Origin of the sequence: Streptosporangium heterodermiicola (assembly GCF_051390675.1) — a bacterium.
Lineage (GTDB): Bacteria > Actinomycetota > Actinomycetes > Streptosporangiales > Streptosporangiaceae > Streptosporangium.
In genome coordinates this window covers 260,302-283,626 of sequence record NZ_JBPJSR010000010.1, presented here as the reverse complement: position 1 = coordinate 283,626, position 23,325 = coordinate 260,302, and the positions used below count along the sequence as shown (strand labels likewise).

23 protein-coding genes and 1 pseudogene are annotated in these 23,325 nt (G+C 71.4%); 20 read left to right on the top strand and 4 right to left on the bottom strand.

Features of this window, described 5'->3' with window-relative positions:
* Window positions 1-40: 40 nt before the first annotated feature.
* The 15 genes from rimP to ACSC1Q_RS23045 all read left to right on the top strand — a co-directional run bounded on the left by rimP (window position 41) and on the right by ACSC1Q_RS23045 (window position 15,516).
* On the top strand, window positions 41-541 hold the full coding sequence (gene rimP, locus ACSC1Q_RS23115; protein ID WP_350972788.1) for a ribosome maturation factor RimP: 501 nt from the start codon (window positions 41-43) through the stop codon (window positions 539-541).
* 24 nt (window positions 542-565) lie between these two features.
* Window positions 566-1,561, top strand: coding sequence for a transcription termination factor NusA (gene nusA, locus ACSC1Q_RS23110; protein WP_350972934.1), 996 nt, complete (start codon window positions 566-568; stop codon window positions 1,559-1,561).
* Complete coding sequence (locus tag ACSC1Q_RS23105) at window positions 1,545-1,847, top strand: YlxR family protein (RefSeq protein ID WP_436760780.1); 303 nt, start codon at window positions 1,545-1,547, stop codon at window positions 1,845-1,847. The genes nusA and ACSC1Q_RS23105 overlap by 17 nt, the downstream gene beginning before the upstream one ends.
* Window positions 1,848-1,990: 143 nt before the next feature.
* Window positions 1,991-5,167, top strand: a complete 3,177-nt coding sequence (gene infB / locus ACSC1Q_RS23100; protein WP_436760779.1) for a translation initiation factor IF-2 — start codon at window positions 1,991-1,993, stop codon at window positions 5,165-5,167.
* A 110-nt stretch (window positions 5,168-5,277) separates the two neighbouring features.
* Window positions 5,278-5,577 carry a DUF503 domain-containing protein gene (locus ACSC1Q_RS23095; RefSeq protein WP_329091737.1) on the top strand — a complete coding sequence of 100 codons (300 nt, stop codon included), beginning with the start codon at window positions 5,278-5,280 and terminating at the stop codon, window positions 5,575-5,577.
* A 63-nt stretch (window positions 5,578-5,640) separates the two neighbouring features.
* Window positions 5,641-6,129: a 30S ribosome-binding factor RbfA gene (gene rbfA / locus ACSC1Q_RS23090; RefSeq protein ID WP_350972782.1), complete on the top strand. Its 489-nt coding sequence runs from the start codon at window positions 5,641-5,643 to the stop codon at window positions 6,127-6,129.
* Window positions 6,126-7,133, top strand: a complete 1,008-nt coding sequence (locus tag ACSC1Q_RS23085) for a DHH family phosphoesterase (protein WP_436760778.1) — start codon at window positions 6,126-6,128, stop codon at window positions 7,131-7,133. The genes rbfA and ACSC1Q_RS23085 overlap by 4 nt, the downstream gene beginning before the upstream one ends.
* Before the next feature lie 73 nt (window positions 7,134-7,206).
* Complete coding sequence (gene truB / locus ACSC1Q_RS23080; protein WP_436760777.1) at window positions 7,207-8,106, top strand: tRNA pseudouridine(55) synthase TruB; 900 nt, start codon at window positions 7,207-7,209, stop codon at window positions 8,104-8,106.
* 234 nt (window positions 8,107-8,340) lie between these two features.
* Window positions 8,341-9,294, top strand: coding sequence for a bifunctional riboflavin kinase/FAD synthetase (locus ACSC1Q_RS23075; RefSeq protein WP_436760776.1), 954 nt, complete (start codon window positions 8,341-8,343; stop codon window positions 9,292-9,294).
* Window positions 9,295-9,573: 279 nt separating this feature from the next.
* Window positions 9,574-9,843, top strand: a complete 270-nt coding sequence (gene rpsO / locus ACSC1Q_RS23070) for a 30S ribosomal protein S15 (RefSeq protein WP_030904195.1) — start codon at window positions 9,574-9,576, stop codon at window positions 9,841-9,843.
* Window positions 9,844-10,164: 321 nt separating this feature from the next.
* Window positions 10,165-12,513, top strand: coding sequence for a polyribonucleotide nucleotidyltransferase (locus ACSC1Q_RS23065; RefSeq protein WP_436760775.1), 2,349 nt, complete (start codon window positions 10,165-10,167; stop codon window positions 12,511-12,513).
* Entirely contained in the window at window positions 12,513-13,826 is a 1,314-nt protein-coding gene (locus ACSC1Q_RS23060; RefSeq protein WP_436760856.1) for a M16 family metallopeptidase, read from the top strand. Before ACSC1Q_RS23065 ends, ACSC1Q_RS23060 begins: the two co-directional genes overlap by 1 nt.
* A gap of 161 nt (window positions 13,827-13,987) precedes the next feature.
* On the top strand, window positions 13,988-14,725 hold the full coding sequence (dapB, locus tag ACSC1Q_RS23055) for a 4-hydroxy-tetrahydrodipicolinate reductase (protein ID WP_436760774.1): 738 nt from the start codon (window positions 13,988-13,990) through the stop codon (window positions 14,723-14,725).
* Window positions 14,726-14,861: 136 nt separating this feature from the next.
* Window positions 14,862-15,038: a hypothetical protein gene (locus ACSC1Q_RS23050; RefSeq protein ID WP_350972766.1), complete on the top strand. Its 177-nt coding sequence runs from the start codon at window positions 14,862-14,864 to the stop codon at window positions 15,036-15,038.
* Window positions 15,007-15,516, top strand: coding sequence for a GNAT family N-acetyltransferase (locus ACSC1Q_RS23045; protein WP_436760773.1), 510 nt, complete (start codon window positions 15,007-15,009; stop codon window positions 15,514-15,516). The genes ACSC1Q_RS23050 and ACSC1Q_RS23045 overlap by 32 nt, the downstream gene beginning before the upstream one ends.
* Before the next feature lie 152 nt (window positions 15,517-15,668).
* Here the strand turns inward: ACSC1Q_RS23045 and ACSC1Q_RS23040 are convergent, their stop codons facing one another.
* From ACSC1Q_RS23040 to ACSC1Q_RS23030, 3 genes are all read right to left on the bottom strand, one after another.
* The gene (locus ACSC1Q_RS23040; RefSeq protein WP_436760772.1) at window positions 15,669-16,538 is read right to left on the bottom strand and encodes a 1,4-dihydroxy-2-naphthoate polyprenyltransferase; all 870 of its coding nucleotides are present in this window, start codon (window positions 16,536-16,538) and stop codon (window positions 15,669-15,671) included.
* Between the two features lie 25 nt (window positions 16,539-16,563).
* Complete coding sequence (locus ACSC1Q_RS23035; RefSeq protein ID WP_436760771.1) at window positions 16,564-17,175, bottom strand: GNAT family N-acetyltransferase; 612 nt, start codon at window positions 17,173-17,175, stop codon at window positions 16,564-16,566.
* A 132-nt stretch (window positions 17,176-17,307) separates the two neighbouring features.
* Complete coding sequence (locus tag ACSC1Q_RS23030) at window positions 17,308-17,868, bottom strand: CGNR zinc finger domain-containing protein (RefSeq protein WP_436760770.1); 561 nt, start codon at window positions 17,866-17,868, stop codon at window positions 17,308-17,310.
* Between the two features lie 161 nt (window positions 17,869-18,029).
* Here ACSC1Q_RS23030 and ACSC1Q_RS23025 point away from each other — a divergent pair, with 161 nt between their 5' ends.
* On the top strand, window positions 18,030-18,335 hold the full coding sequence (locus tag ACSC1Q_RS23025; RefSeq protein WP_436760769.1) for a hypothetical protein: 306 nt from the start codon (window positions 18,030-18,032) through the stop codon (window positions 18,333-18,335).
* Window positions 18,336-18,516: 181 nt separating this feature from the next.
* On the opposite strand, the gene ACSC1Q_RS23020 is transcribed toward ACSC1Q_RS23025, so the two are convergent.
* The gene (locus ACSC1Q_RS23020; RefSeq protein WP_436760768.1) at window positions 18,517-19,914 is read right to left on the bottom strand and encodes an aminotransferase-like domain-containing protein; all 1,398 of its coding nucleotides are present in this window, start codon (window positions 19,912-19,914) and stop codon (window positions 18,517-18,519) included.
* Window positions 19,915-19,981: 67 nt separating this feature from the next.
* Here ACSC1Q_RS23020 and ACSC1Q_RS23015 point away from each other — a divergent pair, with 67 nt between their 5' ends.
* From ACSC1Q_RS23015 to ACSC1Q_RS23000, 4 genes and pseudogenes are all read left to right on the top strand, one after another.
* Window positions 19,982-20,911, top strand: coding sequence for a DMT family transporter (locus ACSC1Q_RS23015; protein ID WP_436760767.1), 930 nt, complete (start codon window positions 19,982-19,984; stop codon window positions 20,909-20,911).
* Between the two features lie 87 nt (window positions 20,912-20,998).
* The gene (locus ACSC1Q_RS23010) at window positions 20,999-22,021 is read left to right on the top strand and encodes a hypothetical protein (protein ID WP_436760766.1); all 1,023 of its coding nucleotides are present in this window, start codon (window positions 20,999-21,001) and stop codon (window positions 22,019-22,021) included.
* Window positions 22,022-22,357: 336 nt separating this feature from the next.
* Window positions 22,358-22,609, top strand: a pseudogene (locus ACSC1Q_RS23005) (DUF1275 family protein); the annotation flags it as partial.
* A gap of 199 nt (window positions 22,610-22,808) precedes the next feature.
* Window positions 22,809-23,285, top strand: a complete 477-nt coding sequence (locus ACSC1Q_RS23000; protein WP_436760765.1) for a peroxiredoxin — start codon at window positions 22,809-22,811, stop codon at window positions 23,283-23,285.
* Window positions 23,286-23,325: the final 40 nt, after the last annotated feature.

Below are 23,325 nucleotides of genomic sequence, written 5' to 3'. Positions count from 1 at the left end.
GAGGTCCGCCCGGCTGAGATCGTGACAATGGGAGGTCGGCATGGGCAGCGCCACATCCCGCGACCGCCTGATAGAGCTTCTGGAACCTGTCGTCGGAGCCGAAGGGCTCGACTTGGAGGACGTCACGGTCACCCCCGCGGGCAAGCGGCGGCTGCTGCGTGTCGTGGTCGACCGTGACGGGGGCGTGAGCCTCGACGACGTCGCCGAGGTCAGCCACGCCGTCTCCGCGACACTGGACGCCGACGAGGCGATGGGGGCCACCCCGTACGTGCTGGAGGTCTCCTCCCCGGGGGTCGACCGCCCCCTCACCGAGCCGCGCCACTGGCGCCGCGCGGTGAAGAGGCTGGTCAAGGCCGACCTGAGGGACGGCAGCGCCGTGGAGGGCCGGATCGTCGCCACCGACGAGACCGGCGTGGAGCTGGACGTCGACGGCGCGCCGCGCCGCATCGACTATGAGGACCTGACCCGAGGACGGGTGCAGGTGGAATTCCGCCGGCTCGACGACGCCGAAGACGACGGCGAAGACGGCGACGAGGGCTAAGGGGGAAGCCTCGTGGACATCGACATGAGCGTCCTGCGCAGCCTGGAGCGGGAGAAGGACATCTCCTTCGACCTGGTCGTCAAGGCGATCGAGGACGCGCTGCTGATCGCATATTTCCGGAGCGAGGGCGCGGCGGCCAAGGCGCGCGCCGAGCTCGACCGCAAGTCCGGGCACGTGACCATCTTCGCCGCCGAGCTCGACGACGAGAGCGGGGAGGTGCTCAGGGAGTTCGACGACACCCCGGGCAACTTCAGCCGCATCGCCGCGACCACCGCCAAGCAGGTCATCCTGCAGCAGCTGCGCGACGCCGAGGACGAGATCAACTTCGGCGAGTTCGCCAGCCGCGAGGGTGAGCTGGTGGCGGGAGTCATCCAGCAGGGCAAGGACCCGCGGGTGGTCCTGGTCGACCTGGGCAAGATCGAGGCGGTGCTGCCGCACAGCGAGCAGGTCCCGGGCGAGGAGTACGTCCACGGCGACCGCATCCGCTGCTACGTCGTGCAGGTCAAGAAGGGCCACAAGGGACCCTCGGTGACCCTGTCGCGCACCCACCCCGGCCTGGTGAAGAAGCTCTTCGCGCTGGAGGTGCCCGAGATCGCCGACGGCACGGTCGAGATCGCCGCCGTCGCCCGCGAGGCCGGTCACCGCACCAAGCTCGCGGTCAGGTCGCGCCGCCCGGGAGTGAACGCCAAGGGCGCCTGCATCGGCCCGATGGGCTCCCGGGTACGCAACGTGATGACGGAGCTGCACGGCGAGAAGATCGACATCATCGACTGGTCGGAGGATCCCGCGGATTTCGTGGGGAATGCCCTGTCTCCGGCCCGCGTTTCCCACGTAGAGGTGATCGACTTCGACGGCCGGGCCGCGCGCGTGACCGTGCCGGACTACCAGCTCTCCCTCGCCATCGGCAAGGAGGGGCAGAACGCCCGGCTGGCCGCCCGCCTCACCGGCTGGCGGATCGACATCCGTCCCGACACCCAGCCGGGGGACGCGGCCGGTCCCGCAGATGCGCCCACACGGTAAGCTGGAATATGGTGGCCAGGCTGCCCCACTGAGAACATGTGTGGGGTGCCGGGTTCGCACGGTTTCCTCCGAGCTGCTCCGCCTGGTGGTGGTCGAGGGCGTTATCGTCCCTGACCTGCGAAGACGGCTCCAAGGTCGTGGTGCTTCACTGCATCCCACCTTGAGCTGTCTCGAACTCGCAGAGCGTCGCCGGGCGTTTCCGCGTGCTTTTCGCGTCGCGGAAACGCTCGACCTGTCGCGGCTGCGTGGCCACCTGGAAGAGCGACACGCTGAAAGGATCGGGTGAAATGGTTACCGACTGTCATGTAGGACGCCGATTTGATGGGCTGGTCAGATAGCTATGAGCGCCTGATGAGCATGCGGCGATGAGTACGTCAACGTAACGACGGTCCGGCGGCACCGCCTCCCGGGCCGAGACAAGGGAGTGCAGTGGCGAAGGTCCGGGTATACGAGCTCGCCAAGGAGTTCGGTGTGGAGAGCAAGGTCGTCATGGCCAAGCTCCAGGAGATGGGCGAGTTCGTGCGTTCGGCGTCCTCGACTATCGAAGCACCGGTAGTCCGCAGGCTCACGGAAGCTTTGGGCGGCCCCAGTAAGGGCTCGTCCGACAGGGGCAGAGGCCCCAGGCCGCCTCAGGCGGCCCCTCGGCCGGGAGACGGCCAGCCAAACGGCGCCCCCGCGGCGTCGACATCCATCCCCAAGCCGGGACCGGCCCCCAGGCCGGGTCCTCGTCCGGGGCCCGCACCGGCTCGTCCCGCGGCCCCCGCGCCGCAGGCGGCCCCGCCGGTCGTCCCCCCGGCTCCGCCGGTCCAGCCCCCGCAGCCGCCGCGTCAGCAGCCGCCGCAGGTGCAGGCCCCGCGGTTCGAGGCGCCCCGCACCGACAGCGGTCGTCCGGCGGCCTCCGGCCCCGGCCCCAAGCCGGGTCCCAGGCCCGCCCCGCGTCCGGGTCCCGCCCAGCGCCCCGAGGCGCGTCCCGAGGGCGGTCGTCCCGCGGGCGGTCCGGGCGGAGCGCCTTCGGGCCCCAGGCCCGGAGCCGGTGCCCCCGGTGCCGGTGCGCCCAAGCCCGGCCCGCGTCCTGGCCCGCGTGGCCCGCGCCCCGGCAACAACCCGTTCTCGTCGAACGCCAGCGGCATGGGCCAGGCCCGTCCGCCGCGCGCCGGCGGCCCCGGTGGTCCCGGTGGCCCCGGCCGTGACGGCGGTCCCGGCGACAGGGGCCCGCGTCCCGGTCCCCGCGAGGACCGCGGTCCTCGCCAGGACCGCGACAACGCCGGTCCCCGTCCGCCCGGCGCCCGTTCCGGCCCGCCCGGATCCGGTGGCCCGCGTCCGGGTCCCGGTGCCGGCGGCCCTCGTCCCGGTGGCGGTGCGGGCGGCCCCGGCGGCCCGCGTCCCGGCGGTCCCCGTCCCAGCCCGATGATGATGCCCCAGGGCCGGCCCGCCGGTCCCGGCGGCGGTGGCGGCGCAGGTCGTCCCGGCGGCGGTGCGGGCGCAGGCCGTCCCGGTGGCGGCGCGGGCCGTCCCGGCGGTGGCGGCGGTCGTCCCGGTGGCGGTGGCGGCGGTTTCGCCGGCCGCCCGGGCGGCGGTGGCGGCGCCGGCCGTCCCGGCACCGGAACCGGTGGTCCCGGTGGCGGTGGCGGCGGTTTCGCCGGTCGTCCCGGCGGCGGTGGCCGTGGTCGCGGTGGAGGCACCGCGGGCGCGTTCGGCCGTCCCGGAGGACGCCCGACCCGCGGTCGCAAGTCCAAGCGCCAGCGGCGTCAAGAGTTCGACAACATGCAGGCCCCGGCGATCGGCGGCGTGCAGGCACCTCGCGGCAACGGGCAGACGATCCGCCTGTCGCGCGGCGCCTCCCTGTCGGACTTCGCCGACAAGATCGGCGCGATCCCGGCGTCCCTGGTGCAGATCATGCTGCACCTCGGAGAGATGGTGACCGCCACGCAGTCGGTCAACGAGGAGACGCTCCAGCTCCTGGCCGCCGAGCTCGACTACAACCTGCTTGTGGTCAGCCCGGAGGAGGAGGACCGCGAGCTCCTGGAGACCTTCGACATCGAGTTCGGCGAGGACGAGGGCGACGAGTCCGACCTGGTCGCGCGCCCGCCGGTGGTGACCGTCATGGGTCACGTCGACCACGGTAAGACCAAGCTGCTCGACGCCATCCGCAACACCAACGAGGTGGCGCGGGAGGCCGGTGGCATCACCCAGCACATCGGCGCCTACCAGATCGCCACCGTGCACGAGGGCGAAGACCGGAAGATCACCTTCATCGACACCCCCGGTCACGAGGCGTTCACCGCCATGCGTGCCCGTGGTGCCAAGGTGACCGACATCGCCGTCCTGGTCGTCGCGGCCGACGACGGCGTGAAGCCGCAGACCGTCGAGGCGCTCAACCACGCCCAGGCGGCCGACGTGCCGATCGTCGTCGCGGTCAACAAGGTCGACAAGGAGGGCGCCGACCCGGGCAAGGTCCGGGCCCAGCTCACCGAGTACGGCCTGGTCGCCGAGGAGTACGGCGGCACCACGATGTTCGTCGACATCTCCGCCAAGAACGGGATCGGCATCGAGCAGCTGCTTGAGGCCATCCTGCTCACCGCGGACGCCGAGCTCGACCTGCGGGCGAACGCCACGATGGACGCCCAGGGCGTCGCCATCGAGGCGCACCTCGACAAGGGCCGCGGCCCGGTCGCGACCGTGCTGGTCCAGCGCGGCACGCTCCGCGTCGGCGACTCGATCGTCTGTGGCGAGGCCTTCGGCCGCGTCCGGGCGATGCTCGACGACAACGGCGACTCGATCCCCGAGGCCGACCCGTCCCGTCCGGTGCAGGTCCTGGGTCTGACCGCGACGCCGGGGGCCGGTGACAACTTCATCGTCGTCACCGACGACCGGATGGCGCGCCAGATCGCCCAGCAGCGCGCCGCGCGCAAGCGCATCGCGGACATGGCCAAGTCCGGCCGCCGCCGCACCCTCGAAGAGCTCTTCAGCGAGATGGAGAAGGGCCAGGTCGACGAGCTCAAGCTCATCATCAAGGGTGACGTCTCCGGTTCCGTCGAGGCCCTGGAAGACGCGCTGCTCAAGATCGACGTCGGCGACGAGGTGCGCCTGCGGGTGCTCCACCGCGCCGTCGGTGCGATCACCGAGTACGACGTCAACCTGGCGGTCGCCGACGACAACGCCGTCATCATCGGCTTCAACGTGCGTCCCGAGGTCAGGGCGCGCGACCTGGCCGAGCGCGAGGGCGTCGACATCCGCTACTACTCGGTCATCTACCAGGCGATCGAGGAGATCGAGGCGGCCCTCAAGGGCATGCTCAAGCCGGAGTTCGAAGAGGTCCAGATGGGCACCGCCGAAGTCCGCGAGGTCTTCAAGGTGCCGAAGATCGGCAACATCGCCGGTGCTCTGGTCCGCTCGGGCACGATCGTCCGCAACAGCAAGGCCCGGATCATCCGCGGCGGGGTCGTCATCTCCGACAACCTCACCGTCTCCTCGCTGCGCCGCTTCAAAGACGACGCGACCGAGGTCCGTGAAGGGTTCGAGTGCGGTATCGGTGTCGGCTACAGCGACATCAAGATCGATGACGTCATCGAGACCTTCGAGATGCGGGAGAAGCCGCGAGCCTGATGCCTCGACAGGCAGAGGAACCGTTCCACCGGCCGCGCCCCTCGGGGCACGGCCGGTGGGCGGGGCCCGCGCCCCGTGGCACGGGTGACAACCGTGGCGAGTGACCCACTATGTATGTAGGTGCCCTGACATTGGACATCCTGCTCGGCGACGTTCACTCGCTGAAGCAGAAGCGCTCGGTGGTGCGTCCCATCGTCGCCGAGGTGCAGCGACGGTTCCCGGGTGTGGCCGTCGCGGAGACCGGCCACCTTGATCTGCACCGCCGTACCGAGATCGGGATCGCGGTCGTCTCCTCCACCGCCGCCAACTGCGGCGCGGTGCTGGACGACTGCGAGCGACTGATCGCCTTCCACCCGGAGATCGAGCTGCTGTCCGCCAGGCACCGGCTCTACAACGAGGACGAGGACTAGATACGGAGACGGCCGGTCGCGGACCCCTACCGCACCGGCCTTCCCCGTGAGAAGGGGGGAGCTATGGACGCCGCACGCGCACGCAAGATCGCCGATCGGATCCAGCAGATCGTGGCGGAGATGCTGGAGCGCCGTATCAAGGACCCCAGGCTGGGGTTCGTGACCGTGACGGACACGCGCATCACCAACGACCTGGGCGAGGCCACGGTGTTCTACACCGTGTTCGGCTCCGAGGCCGAGCGGGCCGACTCCGCCGTGGCCCTGGAGAGCGCCAAGGGGCTCATCCGCTCGGAGGTGGGCCGCCAGACGGGCCTGCGTCACACGCCGACGCTGACGTTCACCCACGACCCGCTTCCCGACAACGCCCGCCACCTGGAGGATCTGCTCGCCGAGGCGAAGGCCAGGGACGTGGAGATCGCCAAGCGGGCCGAGGGCGCCGCGCACGCCGGGGACGCCGATCCCTACCGCAAGCCCGAGGACCGGGAAGACGGCGACGACTCCGGGGACGAAGAAGACGAATCCTCGGAACGCGCGGGACGCTCCGCGACGTGACGCCCGACCTGCGTGACGACGACTCGGCGGGCCCGGTGTCCGGTCAGGACTGGGCACGGGCCGTCGAGCTCATCTCGGCCGCGGACGAGATCGCGCTGGCCTGCCACGTCTCGCCCGACGGCGACGCGCTCGGCTCCATGCTGGGCGTCGGGATCGCGCTGCGCGCGGCGGGCAAGCGGATCACCGCCTCCTTCGGCGACCGGCGCTTCACGGTGCCCAGGCTGCTGCGCTTCCTGCCGGGGCAGGACCTGCTGGCCGATCCCGCGCACTACCCGGCCGCGCCCGAGGTGATGGTCACCTTCGACGTTCCCACCGTCGGGCGTCTCGGCGTGCTGACCGGCAACACGGTCAAGGCGCACGAGCTGGTCGTGCTGGACCACCACCCGTCCAACACCGGCTTCGGCACCCTCAACCTGGTCGACCCCGGCGCCGCGGCCACCGCCGTGCTCGCCGAGGAGCTGATCCACCGGCTCGGCCTGCCGGTCGACAAGGACATCGCGACCTGCCTGTACGTCGGGCTCGTCACCGACACCGGCTCCTTCAGGCACTCCTCCACCACCCCCGACGCGCACGCCATGGCCGCCCGGCTGCTCGCCACCGGGCTCGACCCCGAGAAGATCGCCCGCGAGCTGTGGGACCGTTCCCCGTTCGGCTACCTGAAGGTGCTCGGAGTCGTGCTCGACAGGGTGCGCCTGGAGCCCGAGGTGGGCGGCGGCCTGGTCTGGACGTTCGTCACCCACGCCGACCGCGCCGCGTACGGGCTGCCGTACGACGAGGTCGAGGGGATGATCGACGTGATCCGGCGCACCGACCAGGCGGATGTCGCCACCATCCTCAAGGAGGACGACGACGGCGTCTGGCAGGTCTCCATGCGCTCCAAGGGCGGGGTGGACGTCTCGCGCGTCAGCGCCGCGCTGGGGGGCGGCGGCCACGCCAAGGCGGCGGGTTTCACCTCCCACCAGCCCGTCGAGGAGACGATCGAGAGCCTCCGGGCACTGCTGTAAAACCCCTTCCCGGCACCGTTGCGAAACCCTTCCCGGCATGTGAACCCTTGCCGGCACGCCTGTGAGGACCAGAATGAGTACGGCTCGCGCCAAGCGCACCCCGCCGCCGAGCGGGCTGATCATCGTCGACAAGCCCGCCGAGTGGACCTCGCACGACGTCGTGGCCAAGCTCCGCGGCATCGCGGGCACCCGTAAGGTCGGCCACGCGGGCACCCTCGACCCGATGGCCACCGGCGTGCTGGTGGTCGGCGTCGAGAAGGCCACCCGCCTGCTCGGCCACCTCGCGCTCACCGAGAAGGGCTACGACGCCACGATCCGCCTCGGCCAGTCCACCAACACCGACGACGCGGAGGGCGAGATCATCGCCACGGCGTCGGCGGCGGAGGTCGCCGAGGAGGGGATCAGGAAGGGCGTCGCCACGCTGACCGGCCCGATCACGCAGATCCCGCCGCAGGTCAGCGCCATCAAGGTGAACGGCGAGCGGGCCTACAAGCTGGCCAGGGCGGGCGAGGAGGTCGAGCTCAAGGCCCGCCCGGTGACCGTGTCGGGCTTCGAGATCACCGCCGTACGCCGGCACGGTGACCTCGTCGACGTCGACGCCTCGGTGTCCTGTTCCAGTGGCACCTACATCCGCGCGCTCGCCCGCGACCTGGGCGCCGATCTGGGGGTCGGCGGCCACCTGACCGCCCTGCGCCGTACCCGCGTGGGCCCCTACGACCTGTCGGCGGCCCACACCCTGGAGCGGCTCGCCGCCGAGTGCGTGATCCTGCCGATGGCCGACGCGGTCGCGGCGGCCTTCCCGCGCCGGGACGTGACCGCCGAGGAGGCGGCCTCCGTCGCGCACGGCGGGCGGCTGCCCGCGCTGGGCCTGGGGAGCGGGCCGATCGGGGTGTTCGGCCCCGGCGGCACCCTGGTGGCGCTGGTGGAGGAGCACGGCCAGATCGCGAAGTCCCTGGCGGTCTTCGTCCCCTGACGGGACCGCCCGCCCTCGCGCGCCCGGTCCGCCCGGCTCCCCCCTAGGGCGTCCGGAGTCTCGAAGAGGTCGTCCGAAAGGCTCCCGCGAGGGCCTTCGAGGCTCCTCCGGTGTCCTGACGGGACCCTTTCGAGGTCAGGGGCGTGTCGAAGTCAAGGGGCTCCCCGATTGGGGAGAAGGGCCGGGAGCATGGCAGGCTTTAGGGGTTCATCCGCTACGAGGGAAGAGGCTGCGGTGCGAGGCTGGCACGGATTGGACGACGTGCCCGAAGACTGGGGCAGGTCCGTCGTCACGATCGGCGTCTTCGACGGCGTTCACCGCGGGCACCAGCAGATGGTGGCCCGTGCCGTCGCGATGGCCGCGCTTCTCGGGGTTTCCTCGGTGGTGGTGACCTTCGACCCGCATCCGGAGGAGGTCGTGCGGCCCGGCACGCACCCGCCGAGGCTGACGACGGCCAGGCACCGCACCGAGCTCCTCGCGGGGCTGGGCGTCGACGCGGTGTGCGTCCTGCCGTTCACGCTGGAGTTCTCCCGGATGAGCCCGGACGAGTTCGTGCAGACCGTGCTCGTCGACCGGCTGCACGCCGCCGGGGTCGTGGTGGGGGAGAACTTCCGCTTCGGGCACAAGGCCTCCGGCGACGTGGAGACGCTGCGCACCCTCGGGGAGAAGTACGACTTCGTGGCCGAGGCGGTCCCGCTGGTCAGCGACGGGGAGACGATCTCCTCCACCCTGATCCGCGAGCAGATCGCCGCCGGGGACATGGAGGCGGTCACGCAGACGCTCGGCCGCCCGCACCGGGTCGAGGGCGTGGTCGTCCGCGGCTACCAGCGCGGCCGGCAGCTCGGTTTCCCGACGGCGAACCTGGAGTCGCCGGAGTTCACCGCCATCCCCGCCGACGGCGTCTACGCCGGCTGGCTGCAGGGGGTCCCGACCGGGAACCTGCCCGCCGTCTACGGCGGCGAGCGCTGGCCCGCGGCGATCTCGGTGGGCACCAACCCGACCTTCGAGGGGGTGCCCCGCACGGTCGAGGCGTACGCGCTCGACCGCGACGATCTCGACCTCTACGGCGCGCACGTGGCCGTGGACTTCGGGCCGAGGCTGCGCGGCAACACCAGGTTCGACTCGATCGAGGCGCTCGTCGCGCAGATCCACGCCGACGTGGACGAGGTGCGCCGCCTGACGAGCTGACCTTCCCCGCCTGGTCCCGCCCGGCCCTTGTGTCACACGCGCCCCGCGCCCCGCGACCCCCCCGGTCCCGTTTCCCCGGCCCCACCGGGGTTTCCGAGCGGGGGCTCGCCGGGCTCTCGTACGATGTGCGGGTGCGTTGGAGCCGGTGGTAACCTGGCATGTCAGCTCTGTAACCGGTGTCCAATGGTCCCGGTGCTGATCTCGCCACGGCGACTGTAGGCACGCACGGTCGTTCGGGGAGCCGGAATCGCGCGTGCCCGCAGAGGTCCAAGGAGAAAAGTGTCGCTCGACACCGCAGCAAAGAAGCAGATCATCGGTGACTACGCCAAGGGTGAGACCGACACCGGTTCCCCCGAGGTGCAGATCGCGCTGCTCAGCAAGCGCATCAGCGAGCTCACCGAGCACCTGAAGGTGCACAAGCACGACCACCACAGCCGTCGTGGCCTGCTGCTGCTCGTCGGCCGTCGTCGCCGGCTGCTGAAGTACCTGCAGAGCAAGGACATCGCGCGCTACCGCTCGCTCATCGAGCGGCTCGGCCTGCGCCGATAGTGTCATGAGGGAGTGGCGTTCGCGCCGCTCCCTCATCTCTCATATGGGGTGGTGTCGGCGCGTCGCGCCACGAAGACGCCGCCCCAGTGAGCAAACTGAATAGCCGAGACAGTGCCCCGCGTCCGCAAGCAAGCGCGCCCCACGGCGTCGGAGGGCCGGTCCTCGGTAGTGGCCCCCGGTCATCTTGGCACAAGCCATACGGAACCGGGCGCTTCGATCGAAGACCGGCGCTGCACCTACGGGGAGCCGGCAACACGACGAACCAGGCGCGACACGTGCGTCTGGCCGGACGCGGGCGACCGACCCACAAGGAGGTCCCCCGTGGAGGGTGTCCACAGCAGCGAAGCCGTCATCGACAACGGCTCATTCGGCACGCGTACCATCCGGTTCGAGACCGGGCGGCTCGCGCGCCAGGCGGCGGGTTCCGCCGTCGTCTATCTCGACGACGACACGATGGTCCTCTCCGCGACCACCGCGTCCAAGAATCCCAAGGAGAACCTCGACTTCTTCCCCCTCACGGTGGACGTCGAGGAGCGGATGTACGCCGCGGGCCGCATCCCCGGCTCGTTCTTCCGGCGTGAGGGCCGTCCCTCCGAGGACGCCATCCTCACCTGCCGCCTGATCGACCGGCCGCTGCGCCCCTCGTTCGTCAAGGGCCTGCGCAACGAGATCCAGGTGGTCGCCACCGTCATGGCGCTCCACCCCGAGCACCTGTACGACGTCGTGGCGATCAACGCCGCGTCCCTCTCCACCCAGCTCGCCGGGCTGCCGTTCTCCGGCCCGATCGGCGGCGTCCGCGTCGCGCTGATCGAGGGCCAGTGGATCGCCTTCCCGACCAACACCGAGCTGGCCAGCGCCACCTTCGACATGGTGGTCGCGGGCCGCGTCCTCGCCGACGGCGACGTCGCGATCATGATGGTCGAGGCCGAGTCCACCCGCGACACGCTCAAGCTGGTCGCCGAGGGCGCCGTGGCGCCGACCGAGGAGACCGTGGCCCAGGGCCTGGAGGCGGCGAAGCCGTTCATCAAGGTGCTGTGCGAGGCGCAGGCCAAGGTCGCGAAGGTCGCCGCCAAGGAGACCGCCGAGTACCCCCTGTTCCTCGACTACCAGGACGACGTCCTGGAGGCCGTGACCGGCTCGGTGAAGAGCGAGCTCGCCGCCGCGCTGACCATCGCCGGCAAGCAGGAGCGCGAGACCGAGCTCGACCGGGTCAGGGCCCTGGTGCTGGAGAAGGTCGGCCCCGACTTCGAGGGCCGCGAGAAGGAGATCGGCGCCGCGTTCCGGTCGCTGACCAAGAAGCTCATGCGCGAGCGCGTGATCGCCGAGGGCGTCCGCATCGACGGCCGTGGCGTCAAGGACATCCGGCAGCTCAGCGCCGAGGTCCACATCGTGCCCCGGGTGCACGGCTCGGCCCTGTTCGAGCGCGGCGAGACCCAGATCCTGGGCATCACCACGCTCAACATGCTCCGCATGGAGCAGATGATCGACACGCTCAACCCCGAGCGCACCAAGCGCTACATGCACAACTACAACTTCCCGCCCTACTCCACCGGTGAGACCGGCCGGGTGGGCTCGCCCAAGCGGCGCGAGATCGGCCACGGCGCGCTCGCCGAGCGGGCGCTCCTGCCGGTGCTGCCGCTGCGCGAGGAGTTCCCGTACGCGATCCGCCAGGTCTCCGAGGCGCTGAGCTCCAACGGCTCGACCTCCATGGGCTCGGTCTGCGCCTCGACGATGGCGCTGCTCGACGCGGGTGTCCCGCTGAAGGGCATCGTCGCGGGCATCGCGATGGGCCTCATCAACGAGGGCGACCAGTACGTCACGCTCACCGACATCCTCGGTGCCGAGGACGCCATGGGCGACATGGACTTCAAGGTCGCCGGCACCAAGGACGTCATCACCGCCCTCCAGCTCGACACCAAGCTCGACGGCATCCCGGCCTCCGTGCTGGCCGCCGCGCTGAAGCAGGCGAAGGGCGCCCGTCTCGCGATCATCGACGTGATGCAGGAGGCCATCGACTCCCCGGCGGAGATGAACGCGACGGCCCCGCGCATCATCACGATCAAGATCCCGGTGGACAAGATCGGAGAGGTCATCGGCCCGAAGGGCAAGATGATCAACCAGATCCAGGACGACACCGGCGCCGAGATCACCCTGGAGGACGACGGAACCATCTACATCGGCGCCACCGACGGCCCGTCCGCCGAGGCGGCCCGGTCGGCGATCAACGCCATCGCGAACCCGCACATGCCGGAGGTCGGCGAGCGCTACCTGGGCACGGTCGTCAAGATCGCCGCCTTCGGCGCCTTCATCTCCCTCATGCCGGGCAAGGACGGCCTCCTGCACGTCTCCCAGATCCGCAAGCTGCACGGCGGCAAGCGCATCGAGAACGTCGAGGACGTCATGAACGTCGGCGAGAAGGTCCAGGTGGAGATCGCCGAGATCGACTCGCGCGGCAAGCTCTCCCTGGTGCCCGTCGAGGTCATCGAGAAGGAGGCCGCGGCCAAGGCCGAGTCCGGCGACACCGAGACGTCCGCGGCCCCGGCCGCCGAGGCGTCCGCCTCCGACGACAAGCCTCGTGAGGAGCGGCCCCGCCGCACCCGCACCCGCAGCAGCAACGGCGGTGGCGGCGGCAACCGTGGTGGCGGCGGAGGGGAAGACCGCAACTCGTGATCACCACCACTCTGCACCCCGGCAAGGACGGCGCCGGGGTCGTGAAGCGCACCGTCCTTCCCGGTGGGCTCCGGGTGGTGACCGAGTCCATGCCGACCGTGCGTTCCGTCGCGGTCGGCATGTGGGTCGGCATCGGGTCGAGAGACGAGTCCCCCCAGCACATGGGCTCCTCCCACTTCCTTGAGCACCTGCTGTTCAAGGGCACGCCCACGCGGGACGCCCTGGAGATCTCCGCGGCCATCGAGGGCATCGGCGGCGAGATCAACGCGTTCACCGCCAAGGAGTACACCTGTTACTACGCGCGGGTCCTCGACGAGGACCTGCGGGTGGCGATCGACGTGCTCGCCGACGTGGTGACCTCCTCGCTCATCAGCGAGGAGGACGTCGAGGCCGAGCGTGGCGTGATCCTGGAGGAGATCGCCATGCACGACGACGATCCCTCGGACGTGGTGCACGAGCAGTTCTCCGCCGAGCTGTACGGTGACACGCCGGTCGGCAGGCCGATCCTCGGCACGGTCGACTCGATCACCGCGGTCAGCCGCGACCGGATCGCCGAGTACTACCGGCGTTACTACCTGCCCACCCACACAGTGGTGTCGGTGGCGGGCAACGTCGACCACGAGCGGGTGGTGGCCCTGGTCGCCGCGGCCTACGAGCGGGCCGGGGCCCTGGGCGGGGACGCCTCGCCGGTGCCCCCGCGCGTGTCGGGGCCCGGCGTCGAGCTCCGCTCCGGCACGCGGGTGGTGCACCGGCCGACCGAGCAGGCCAACCTGGTCCTCGGCACGACCGCGCTCACCCGCACCGACGAGCGCCGCTTCGCGCTCGGCGTGCTCAACGCGGCGCTGGGCGGCGGCATGTCCTCGCGGTTGTTCCAGGAGATCAGGGAGAAGAGGGGCCTCGCCTACTCGGCCTACTCCTACACCTCCGCCCTCGCCGACACCGGCCAGTTCGGCATCTACGTCGGCTGCCTGCCGTCGAAGATCGACGACGTGCTGAAGATCTGCCGCGAGGAGGTGCTCCGCGTGGTCGCCGACGGCATCACCGAGGAGGAGATCGTCCGCGGCAAGGGCCAGATGCGCGGCGGTCTCGTGCTCGGGCTGGAGGACACCGGTTCCCGGATGTCCAGGATCGGCAAGGGCGACCTGGTCTTCGACGAGCTGCTCTCGGTCGACGACCTGCTCGGCAGGATCGACGCGGTGACCCCGGAGCAGATCACCGAGGTGGCCCAGGACGTCCTCACCCGCCCGATGTCCCTCGCGGTCATCGGCCCCTACAAGGAGGACCGGGACTTCAGCGCGGTCGTCACCGGCTGACGGTCCCTCACGGCTCCCGTACGAGCGGCCCCGGCGTGTTCTTCGCGCCGGGGCCGTCCGTCGTCTTGTGACGGTCCTCCCGGCTCCACGCACGAGTGGCCCCGTCGTCCCGCGCCGGGGCCGTCCGTCGTCCCGGGGGCCTTCGGTATAGCCTTGGGCCCGTGATCAGGGTTGGAGTTCTCGGCGCCAGAGGGCGCGTCGGTGTCGAAGTGTGCAAGGCCGTCGAGGCGGCGGACGATCTGGAGCTGGTCGCGGCCGTCGACCAGGGCGACCCGATCGAGGAGCTGGAAGGCGCCGAGGTGGTGGTCGACTTCACCCACCCCGACGTCGTCATGAACAACCTCGAATGGTGCGTCTCCCACGGCATCCACCCGGTGGTCGGCACCACCGGCTTCGACGCCGCCCGGCTCGCGACCGTGCGGGGCTGGCTGGACGCCAACCCCGGGGTCAACGCGCTGATCGCCCCCAACTTCGGCATCGCGGCCGTGCTCATGATGCACTTCGCCCAGCAGGCGGCCCGCTACTTCGAGTCGGCCGAGATCGTCGAGCTGCACCACCCCAACAAGGCCGACGCGCCCTCGGGTACCGCCCGCCGTACGGCCGAGCTGGTCGCCGAGGCGCGGCGCAAGGCGGGGTCGGCGCCGATGCCCGACGCCACCAGCACGGAGCTCGACGGGGCGCGCGGCGCCGACGTCGACGGGGTCCGCGTGCACGCGGTGCGGCTGGCCGGGCTCATCGCCCACCAGGAGGTCATCCTGGGCGGCGACGGCGAGATCCTCACCATCCGCCACGACACCATGAACCGCTCGTCGTTCACCCCGGGCGTGCTCCTGGGCGTGCGCCGGGTCCGCGAACTCCCCGGCCTCACGGTCGGCCTGGAGCATCTTCTCGACCTCTAGCGCGTGATCTCGGCGGGCTCGCGTTGTGCCGGACTCGCCGACGGCAGCGGCGTCACCTCGCCGGGGACCGGAACGCGACCCCGCCGGGCCCGCCGCTTTTCGGAACCCCGGGCCCGGCACCGCTCGTTGTACGGCCATGACACCTCCCGAGCTCGCCTGCCCGCTCTGTCACGGCACCGCGTTCCAGCAGGAGCAGGGCAGGCTCGACAGCCGCTGGGGCATCACCTCGCACCGGTTGACCCTGATGATCTGCGAACGGTGCCGCTATATCCTCCAGTTCTATGACAAGCACTCCATCTTCGACTTCGACTGAGGTCCGCTGGGCGCGGCCGGAGGAGCTGGCCGGGCTGGTGGCGGTGGAGCTCGCGGCCGACGGGGTCTTCGCCCAGGTCGGGATCACCTTCCCGCCGGGGACCACGATGATCGAGGAGGCCGACGACCCCGCCGGGGTGCTCGTCGCGGGTGACCCGCCGATCGGGTTCGCCCTGTTCGGCCTGGTCGACGGGCAGGTCCACCTCGACCAGCTCGCCGTCCACCCCGGCCACGGGCGCAGGGGAGCAGGTGGGAGCCTGCTGGAGGCCGTCTGCGAGCACGCTGCCTCGACCGGCTTCGCCGCCGTGACGCTGACGACCTACCGCGACGTGTCCTGGAACGCGCCCTGGTACGCCCGGCGCGGCTTCTCCGTGCTCGACCCCGCGGAGTGGGGGCCTGAGCTGGCCGAGCTGGTGCGCCACGAGCGCGAGCTGGGCATCGAGATCGTCCCCCGCGTCGTGATGCGCCGCATCCTGTGACGGGAGCGATTCAGCGGGCCGGAGAGCCGGGCTTCGGCAGGGCTTGAGAGCCGGACCTCGGCGAGGCCGGGCAGTCGGGCTTCGGCGAGGCCGGGGAGCCGGGCCTCAGCGGGGGCCGTGGGGCCGGGACTCGGCGCGGGCTCGGAGGGCGCTCAGAGGGCGAGGCCGATGGTGAGCAGCAGGCCGTACACGAGCTGGAAGCGGCCCGTCTGCTGGAGCGTGGCGATGAGCGCGGGGCCGGTCGCGCCCGCCCGCACGGCCTGCACCGGGGCGATGGCGAGCGGGGCGGCGAGCAGCGCCAGCGCCGCGAACGACCGCCAGGGCACCAGCGCGGGCGCGATCACCAGGGGCAGGACCAGGCAGAGGGTGTAGAGGACGCGGGTGCGGCTGTCGCCGAGCACCACGGCCATGGTGCGCTTGCCCGCCGGTCCGTCGGTCACGATGTCGCGCAGGTTGTTGACCACGAGCATCGCGCAGGCCAGCAGGCCCGCCGGGACGGCCGCCGCCACCGCGAGCCAGGGCAGGTGTTCGAGCTGGACGTACGTGGTTCCCGCCACCGCCACCAGGCCGAAGAACACGAAGACCGAGACCTCGCCGAGCGCCCGGTAGCCGTACGGGCTGGAGCCGCCGGTGTAGAACCAGGCCGCGGCGATCGCCAGCGCGCCGACCAGCAGCAGCCACCAGGCCCCGGTGACCACGACGAGCACCAGCCCGGCCACCGCGGCGGCGAGGAAGCAGGCGAGGGCCGCGGTGAGGACCTGGCGGGGCGAGGCGGCGCGCGAGCCGACCAGGCGCATCGGGCCGACCCGGTCCTCGTCGGTGCCGCGCACCCCGTCGCTGTAGTCGTTGGCGTAGTTGACGCCCACCTGGAGGGCGAGGGCCACGAACAGGGCCAGCAGGGCCCGCCACCACACCCCTCCGGCGTACCCGATCGCGACTCCGGTGCCGACGGCGACGGGGACGACGGCGGCGGGAAGGGTGCGCGGACGTGCTCCGGCGATCCACTGGCTCGGGGTGGCCATGGGCGTGCGAGGTTCCTCTCCGGCTCTAGCTGATGTCGGTCGCCAGGCGGATCATCCGCACCGTACGGCCCATGTCGATGACCCGCTCGGCCCCGTCGGCGCCCCAGCCTGCGGACTCCAGGAAGCCGAGCACCGCGTAGTTGTCGGCGAAGACCCAGGTCACGATGGTGTGGTAGCCGTCGTCACGGAGGTAGTCGACCGTGGCGTTCAGCAGCCGGCTGCCGTGTCCGCGCCGGACGTGGTCGGGGTCGATCAGGAACGTGAGCATCTCCGCGGCCATGGTCGGGTCGAGGTCGGGGTCCTCCGCCGGGGCGTGGGAGGCCAGGCCGGCGACCTTCTCCGCGCCCTGCAGGGCGGCCATCGCCTCGATGCCGCCGGGACCGAGCGCCGGGAAGGCGTCGGTGTCGAGGACGACCTGCTCCACGGCGACCAGCACGCGGTGCCGGCGGCTGGGCGGCGAGGTGATCGCGTCGTCCCACTGCTGGCGCCACATGTTCTCGGCCGCCGGGCCGGTCATCTGCTCCAGCGGTCCTTCGGGAAGGAAATCCCGGTAGCCGTACTTCCACGCGCGGATCTGGGTGCCCGTCACCGCGGCGACATCCTCGTGCCGAGCCGCCCGCACGCCTACGTCTGCCATCTCGGCCCGCTCCTTCTCTGCCGTCTGCCGTCGCCTCGGAACGCGCTGTCTCGTGGATCTCGTGCCACGCGAGCGGGCATCAGGCGGGTGGATCCGTGAGGCAGGCTCTTACACCGTATCGGGGAATCGGACTCAGAGATGACGTGAACCCGGCTCCGTCTGCCGTCGGGCCCGATATGCCCTTGTCTTCGTGCGGTTGCCGCAGACCCTCATGGAACACCACGAGCGTGAACGATTCTTGGACGAGTCGACGAACGCCCACTGGCAGGTGCTCTCGGTGCAGACCTTCAGGCGCGGCCACATCCCGTCGGCGTGGGCGCTCATCACGGCGGCGACGATCCCGGCCAGGCCGCCGGGGACCCCCGTCGCGACCGGTTCGAGCACCGGCCCCCCGGAGGTCAGCGCGACGCGCAGCGGGAGGGCGGCGAAGGATCTCGACAGCCCGGGGTCCTGATCACCGCCGCCGGGGCGGTCGTGGTTGTGGCGAAGGGCCTCGCGGAGGGCTCCGCGGAGATCGGCGGCCGTCGTCAGGTCCCGCTCGTCGGCCGTGTCTCTCGGGCCGATCAGCTCCCGCCTGCCCAGCCAGGCGGTCAGCGCGGCAGGGGAGGGGATCGAGTCGGTCTCCTCCTCGACGTCGTAAGTGTTCACGAAGTCGATCACCAGCTCGGAGGGATCGCCCATGTCGTCGCTCACCTCTTCCCTCTATGCAACCACTGTACGCCATTAGGGGGTTGTGCTCCTTTCGACACCGCCATAAGGTCATAGATGGTGTTTTAAGGAGGTTGTCATGTGGTACCTGGCCTATCTGGCGTTCAGGGAGACCGGCAGGCGCGCGTCGTACCGGAGGAGAGAGCATGATCATGAGGGTGTGGAGAGGCTGGACCCGCGCCGAGGACGCCGCCGACTATGAGAGATACCTGCTGGCCACGGGATACGTCGGCTACACCTCGACCGAGGGCAACCGGGGGGTGTGCTTCACCCGCCGGGACGTGGGGGAGCGGGCCGAGTTCCTGCTGACCTCGCTCTGGGAGTCGTGGGAGGCGATCACCGCCTTCGCCGGGGACGATCCCTCGCGCGCCGTCTTCTACGACGAGGACGACCGCTTCCTGGTCGAGCGCGAGCTCACGGTCACCCACCACGAGGTCTTCGCGGCCACCTGACCCCCCTCGCGGGGGTTCGGGGGCAGGGGGCGCCCCCGAACCCCCGCGAGGGCGACCAGGTGGTCAGGGGCTCGTCCAGGGCCGTCACCGAGTCGCGGGGGACCCGGGTACGGCGCCGGGGTTTGGGGCGTGTCGGAGGACGGATCGGGCATGGTCAGAGGGGTCAGAGGGGTCAGAGGGGTCAGAGGGGGTTCAGGGCCGTCGCCAGCCTGCGGACGCCCTCGACCAGCTCGGCCGTGTGGACGGCCGCCGAGTGGGTCACCCTGATGCGCGGGCCCGGCGGTTCGGCGGGGTAGTAGATGCGCCCGGGGCTCACCAGCGCGCCCGCCCTCCCTGCCGCCTCCACCACGGTCTCCTCGTCCCGGTCCTCGGGGAGCCGTACCCACAGGTGCAGGCCGCCGCGAGGGACGAGGTGGATCCCGGCGCCGGGCATCCGGGCGGTCAGGGCGGCGGCGAGGGTGTCCCTGCGCAGGGCCAGCTCGGTGCCCAGTGTGGCCAGGTGGCGCCGCCAGGCGGGCGAGCCGACGAACTCCAGCGCCGTCTCCTGGAGCGGCCTGGCCACGAAGAACGACTCCACGAGCTGGCTCGCCCGGAGGCGCCGCGCGGCGGGACCCCGGGCGACGACCCCGGCGACCCGCAGGCTCGGCGACAGGACCTTGGTCAGCGAGTTGATGTGCACGACCGTGCCGTGGGCGTCCAGCGCGACCAGCGGCGGCGGCACGGGGGCGGTGGCGAAGTAGCGGGCGTAGTCGTCCTCGATCACGAACGCCCCGGCCGCGCGGGCGATCGCCAGCACCTGCTCGCGCCGTTCCAGGGACAGGGTCGCGCCGGTGGGGTTGTGCAGGGTCGGCTGGCAGAGGAAGACCCGCGCGCCGGTCACGGCGAACGCCTCCGCGAGCAGCTCGGGCCGCACCCCGTCGCGGTCGACGGGCACGGCCGTCGCGCGGAGCCCCGCGGCCCGCGCCGCCGCGAGCGCGCCCGGGTAGGTGGGGGTCTCGACGAGTACGGGGGTGCCGGGGGCCGCGAGGGCGCGGAAGGCGTGGATGAGCGCCGACTGCCCGCCGCTGACGACCAGCACGTCCGACGGGGTGACGTCGCCGCCCAGCTCCTGGGCGAACCACCCGCGCAGCTCGGGAAGACCGGTCAGCGGCGGCATCGCCCAGACGTCGGGGCGGCGCAGCGCGCGGGAGGCGGCGGCCGAGAGGGCCCTGGAAGGCCGCAGGATCGGGTTGAGGTAACCGCCGGTGAGCGGGATGACCCCCTCCGGAGGGGCGGTGAGCAGGCCGCTGACCTCGCTGTCGTCCACCACCCTGTCGCCGAGCGCCACCGTCTGCCATGACATGTCGGCGCTGTCGCCGCCCCGCGTGATCGCCGGGGCCACGTAGGCGCCGCTGCCGGGCCTGGTGATCACCCGCCCCTCGGCGGCGAGCCTGCCGATCGCGCGCGACACGGTCACCGGGCTCACGTTGTGCAGCCGGACCAGCTCCCGGCTCGACGGCAGCCGGTCGCCCGGACGGAGCCGCGACACCTCATCACGGAGCGTGGCGGCGAGCCGGACGATACTGCTATCGTCATTCATGAGTGAAAAGAGTAGCGCTATCGTACCAAATCGGATAGCGGCGGGTACGGCCTCGCCGGTGCGGGTGGTGTCTCCGAGAGAGGCGCGCCACGACCGGCGACCGGCCGGCGCGGTGCCGCCAGGTGCGCCGGGCGGGGCCTGGCGGGGGACCCTGCTGGCCGGGCTCGGAGTGCTGGCGTTCTCGGGGTCGTTCCCGGCGACGGTCTTCGCGATGGAGGGCTTCGACCCCTACCTGGTCGCGGTCGGCCGGGCCGCCGTCGCGGCCGTGGCGGCCGCCGCGTTCCTGCTGGTGGCGAGGGTGCCGCTGCTGCCGCCCAGGTCCCGGCTGCGGTCGTACGGCGTCATCGTGGCGGGCGTGGTGTTCGGCTTCCCGCTCTTCAGCGGCCTGGCGCTCCACGCCGGGGCCTCCACCTCGCACGCGGCCGTGGTGATCGGGCTGCTGCCCGCGGCCACCGCCGCCTGCGCGGTACTGCGGGCGGGGGAGTGGCCCAGGGCGCTGTTCTGGGTGTCCTGCGGCCTCGGGGCCGTGTCGATCACCGCCTTCACCCTCAGCATGGGCGGCGGCCACGTCACCGGGGCCGACCTGCTGCTCGTCGGCGCGCTGCTGTCGGCCGCCGTCGGCTACACCGAGGGCGGGCGCCTGGCCCGTGAGACCCCCGGCTGGCGGGTGATCTCCCACACCCTCGCCCTCGCCGCCCCGCTGACCGTGCCCATCACCCTCGCGCTCGCGCTCACCACCGATCCACGGCCCACCGCCACCTCACTGGCCGGATTCGCGTACGTCGGCCTGGTCTCGATGTTCCTCGGCTTCATCCCCTGGTACGCGGGCCTGGCGATGGGCGGCATCGCCCGCGCCGGGCAGACCCAGCTCGCCCAGCCGCTGCTGACACTGCTGTGGGCCTGGCTGCTGCTCGGCGAACTCTTCGGCGCGGTCACGATCGCGGCGGCACTGGCCGTCCTCGCGTGCGTGGCCCTCACGCAGCGGGCCCGCTCCTGAGCGCCGTTCCCGCAAGGCGGGACACGCTTGAAAGATGTGACGTACAGGCGCAAGATATGAAACAAAGGTGTCACAGGGGGTGTGGCCATGGCGGACCTGACGATTCCCGAGGGCGGTTTCTGGCCCGCTCCCGAGATCCCTCGGCCGAACATCTATCCCATGGAGTGGCGGGTCGAGACCGAGAAGCTCGCCGCCATCTACGAGAAGTCCAAGCGGGTCGTCTGGAACCCGGCCGACCTGCCCTGGGACGATCTCCGGCCGAGCGACTTCACCCACGAGCAGCGCCTCGGGGTCATGTACTGGTTCTCGGTCCTCGCCAACTTCGACGCCTCGGGCCCGGCGGTCTTCGCCCGTGCCACCATCCAGGCGTTCGAGAAGCACGAGGAGGACCCGGTCAGGAAGTGCTTCTTCTCGATCACCCGTGACGAGATGAACCACGAGGAGTGCTGCCAGCGCACCATCGCCAGGCTCTGGCCGGGCGGGCCGCTCGACTGGAACCCGGTCACCGACCTGGAGAAGGCCGCCCACAACAACATCGGCTGGCTCTATCACAACGGTGGCCGTTACTGGACGGGCTACAGCGGCGCCGTCGGCAGATACAGCCTTCCGGTGCTGTTCACCAGCTTCATGATGGGGGAGATGGCCGCGTCCACCCTGTTCCGGGGGATGGCCACCGGGACCAGGCACCCCGTCTTCGGCGACATGTTCCACCGCATCGGCCGCGACGAGTCACGCCACCTCCAGATCTGCCTGACCATCCTGGAGAACGAGTGGCCGGGCCTCACCGACGACACCCGCTCCCTGATCACCCGCCAGCTGCGCGCGGGCTTCGTCTTCCTCTCGATGATCCTCTGGGAGCCGCCCGGCGGCTTCTGGGAGCTCCCCCCGTACTTCCTGCACAACCACCGCGTCCTGATGGACCACGCCCGCGACGCGGGCCTCGGCGTGCTCTCGTACGAGGAACAGGCCGACAACTGGCGCGTGGCGATGGCCAGGATCCGCGCCATCGTCGAACGCTGGGGGATCGCGTTCCCCGCCATCCCCGAACTCGACATCGACGGCGTCCAGGTCGACTTCCTCGACCCGGAGGACATCATCCCGGTGTTCTGAGCGCCTGACCGGTGACATACGAAAGCCCCGGCCTTCCCCGGGCCGGGGCTCATTGCCGTCCGGACCTCGTACGGATTACGAGGGCACGTTCTCCAGCCGCGCGACGACACGGGCGCCCGCTTCCGGTGAGAAGCCCGTTCCCGTACGAGCGCCCGAGGCGAGGTCCGTCCAGCGGCGAAGTCATGTCGCTCTCGTACTGCTGACGCTGGCGGCGGGGGCGATGGACGCGATCGCCTTCCTCCCTCGCCGGCCGGGCGCTCGGCGGGGGCGCGCCCGGCCCTGTCGTGATCCTCGCGCTGATCGGGGCGGGATCCTGCGCCATGGGCATGGCAGGCCGCGGCGGCCCGTCGGGTCAACCTCGCCGGTATCACGGCCACGTTCGTCACGGGCACCCTCACCGCGCTGTTCGAGAGCCCGGCGTCGGGCTGGTCCACCGACAACCGGCGGCGCGCCGCCATCGTCGCCGCCCTCGTCCTCGGTGCCCTCTGCGCGTCCCTGCTCCTGCGCTTCGCGCCGCCGTGGGCCGGGGTGGTCGCCCCGGTCTTCACGCTTCTCGCGCTCGTCGTCGCACACCCGCACGCGCGGTGAGGGGGCCGGCGGTGATTCGCGGCCGGTTCACGGGGTTTCTGCGGGACGAGAACGGATATTCCAGGGTGGGTCGGCCGTGGGCCTGTCACTCGGCCGGTGAATCGCTTAGAAATGAGGTTGGGACTCCGACTTCCACTCTCGCCCGATCACGACGGCCAGGGGCGAGCGGAGATCCCCCGATGACATAAGGAGATGACTCGTGGGCGTGAGCCTCTCGGTGGGAGATGTGGTCGAGGACTTCGAGCTCCTCGACGAGACGGGGACGCGAAGGCGGCTCAGCGAGTTCCTGGCCAAGGGGCCGGTGGTGCTCTTCTTCTATCCGGCCGCCATGACCTCCGGATGCACGGCCGAGAGCTGCCACTTCCGCGACCTGGCGGCCGACTTCGCGGCCGAGGGGGCGACCAGGATCGGGATCAGCCGCGACCAGGTCGATCGGCAGGCGAGGTTCGCCCAGGCCAACCAGCTGGGTTATCCCCTGCTCTCCGACCCCGACGGCACCGTCGCCCGGCGCCTCGGCGCCCGCCGCACCGTCGCGGTGGGCCCGTTCCTCACCCGCCGGATGACCTTCGTCATCGACGTGGACCGCCGTCTCCTGGAAGTGATCCACAGCGAGACCTCCATGGAGGCCCACGCCGACCGCGCCCTCGAAGCCCTGCGCTCCCGCCCCCACCCCTGACCGAAGCGCGAGAGGCCACGTGATCGACCGGTGAAACCGG

What these genes read in the sequence shown, in the direction of transcription:
- rimP (WP_350972788.1), top strand. Translation starts at nt 41, where the DNA reads ATGGGCAGCGCCACATCCCGCGACCGCCTGATAGAGCTTCTGGAACCT.
- nusA (WP_350972934.1), top strand. Translation starts at nt 566, where the DNA reads ATGAGCGTCCTGCGCAGCCTGGAGCGGGAGAAGGACATCTCCTTCGAC.
- ACSC1Q_RS23105 (WP_436760780.1), top strand. Translation starts at nt 1,545, where the DNA reads ATGCGCCCACACGGTAAGCTGGAATATGGTGGCCAGGCTGCCCCACTG.
- ACSC1Q_RS23095 (WP_329091737.1), top strand. Translation starts at nt 5,278, where the DNA reads ATGTATGTAGGTGCCCTGACATTGGACATCCTGCTCGGCGACGTTCAC.
- rbfA (WP_350972782.1), top strand. Translation starts at nt 5,641, where the DNA reads ATGGACGCCGCACGCGCACGCAAGATCGCCGATCGGATCCAGCAGATC.
- truB (WP_436760777.1), top strand. Translation starts at nt 7,207, where the DNA reads ATGAGTACGGCTCGCGCCAAGCGCACCCCGCCGCCGAGCGGGCTGATC.
- ACSC1Q_RS23050 (WP_350972766.1), top strand. Translation starts at nt 14,862, where the DNA reads ATGACACCTCCCGAGCTCGCCTGCCCGCTCTGTCACGGCACCGCGTTC.
- ACSC1Q_RS23045 (WP_436760773.1), top strand. Translation starts at nt 15,007, where the DNA reads ATGACAAGCACTCCATCTTCGACTTCGACTGAGGTCCGCTGGGCGCGG.
- ACSC1Q_RS23040 (WP_436760772.1), bottom strand. Translation starts at nt 16,538, where the DNA reads ATGGCCACCCCGAGCCAGTGGATCGCCGGAGCACGTCCGCGCACCCTT.
- ACSC1Q_RS23035 (WP_436760771.1), bottom strand. Translation starts at nt 17,175, where the DNA reads ATGGCAGACGTAGGCGTGCGGGCGGCTCGGCACGAGGATGTCGCCGCG.
- ACSC1Q_RS23025 (WP_436760769.1), top strand. Translation starts at nt 18,030, where the DNA reads ATGATCATGAGGGTGTGGAGAGGCTGGACCCGCGCCGAGGACGCCGCC.
- ACSC1Q_RS23020 (WP_436760768.1), bottom strand. Translation starts at nt 19,914, where the DNA reads ATGAATGACGATAGCAGTATCGTCCGGCTCGCCGCCACGCTCCGTGAT.
- ACSC1Q_RS23010 (WP_436760766.1), top strand. Translation starts at nt 20,999, where the DNA reads ATGGCGGACCTGACGATTCCCGAGGGCGGTTTCTGGCCCGCTCCCGAG.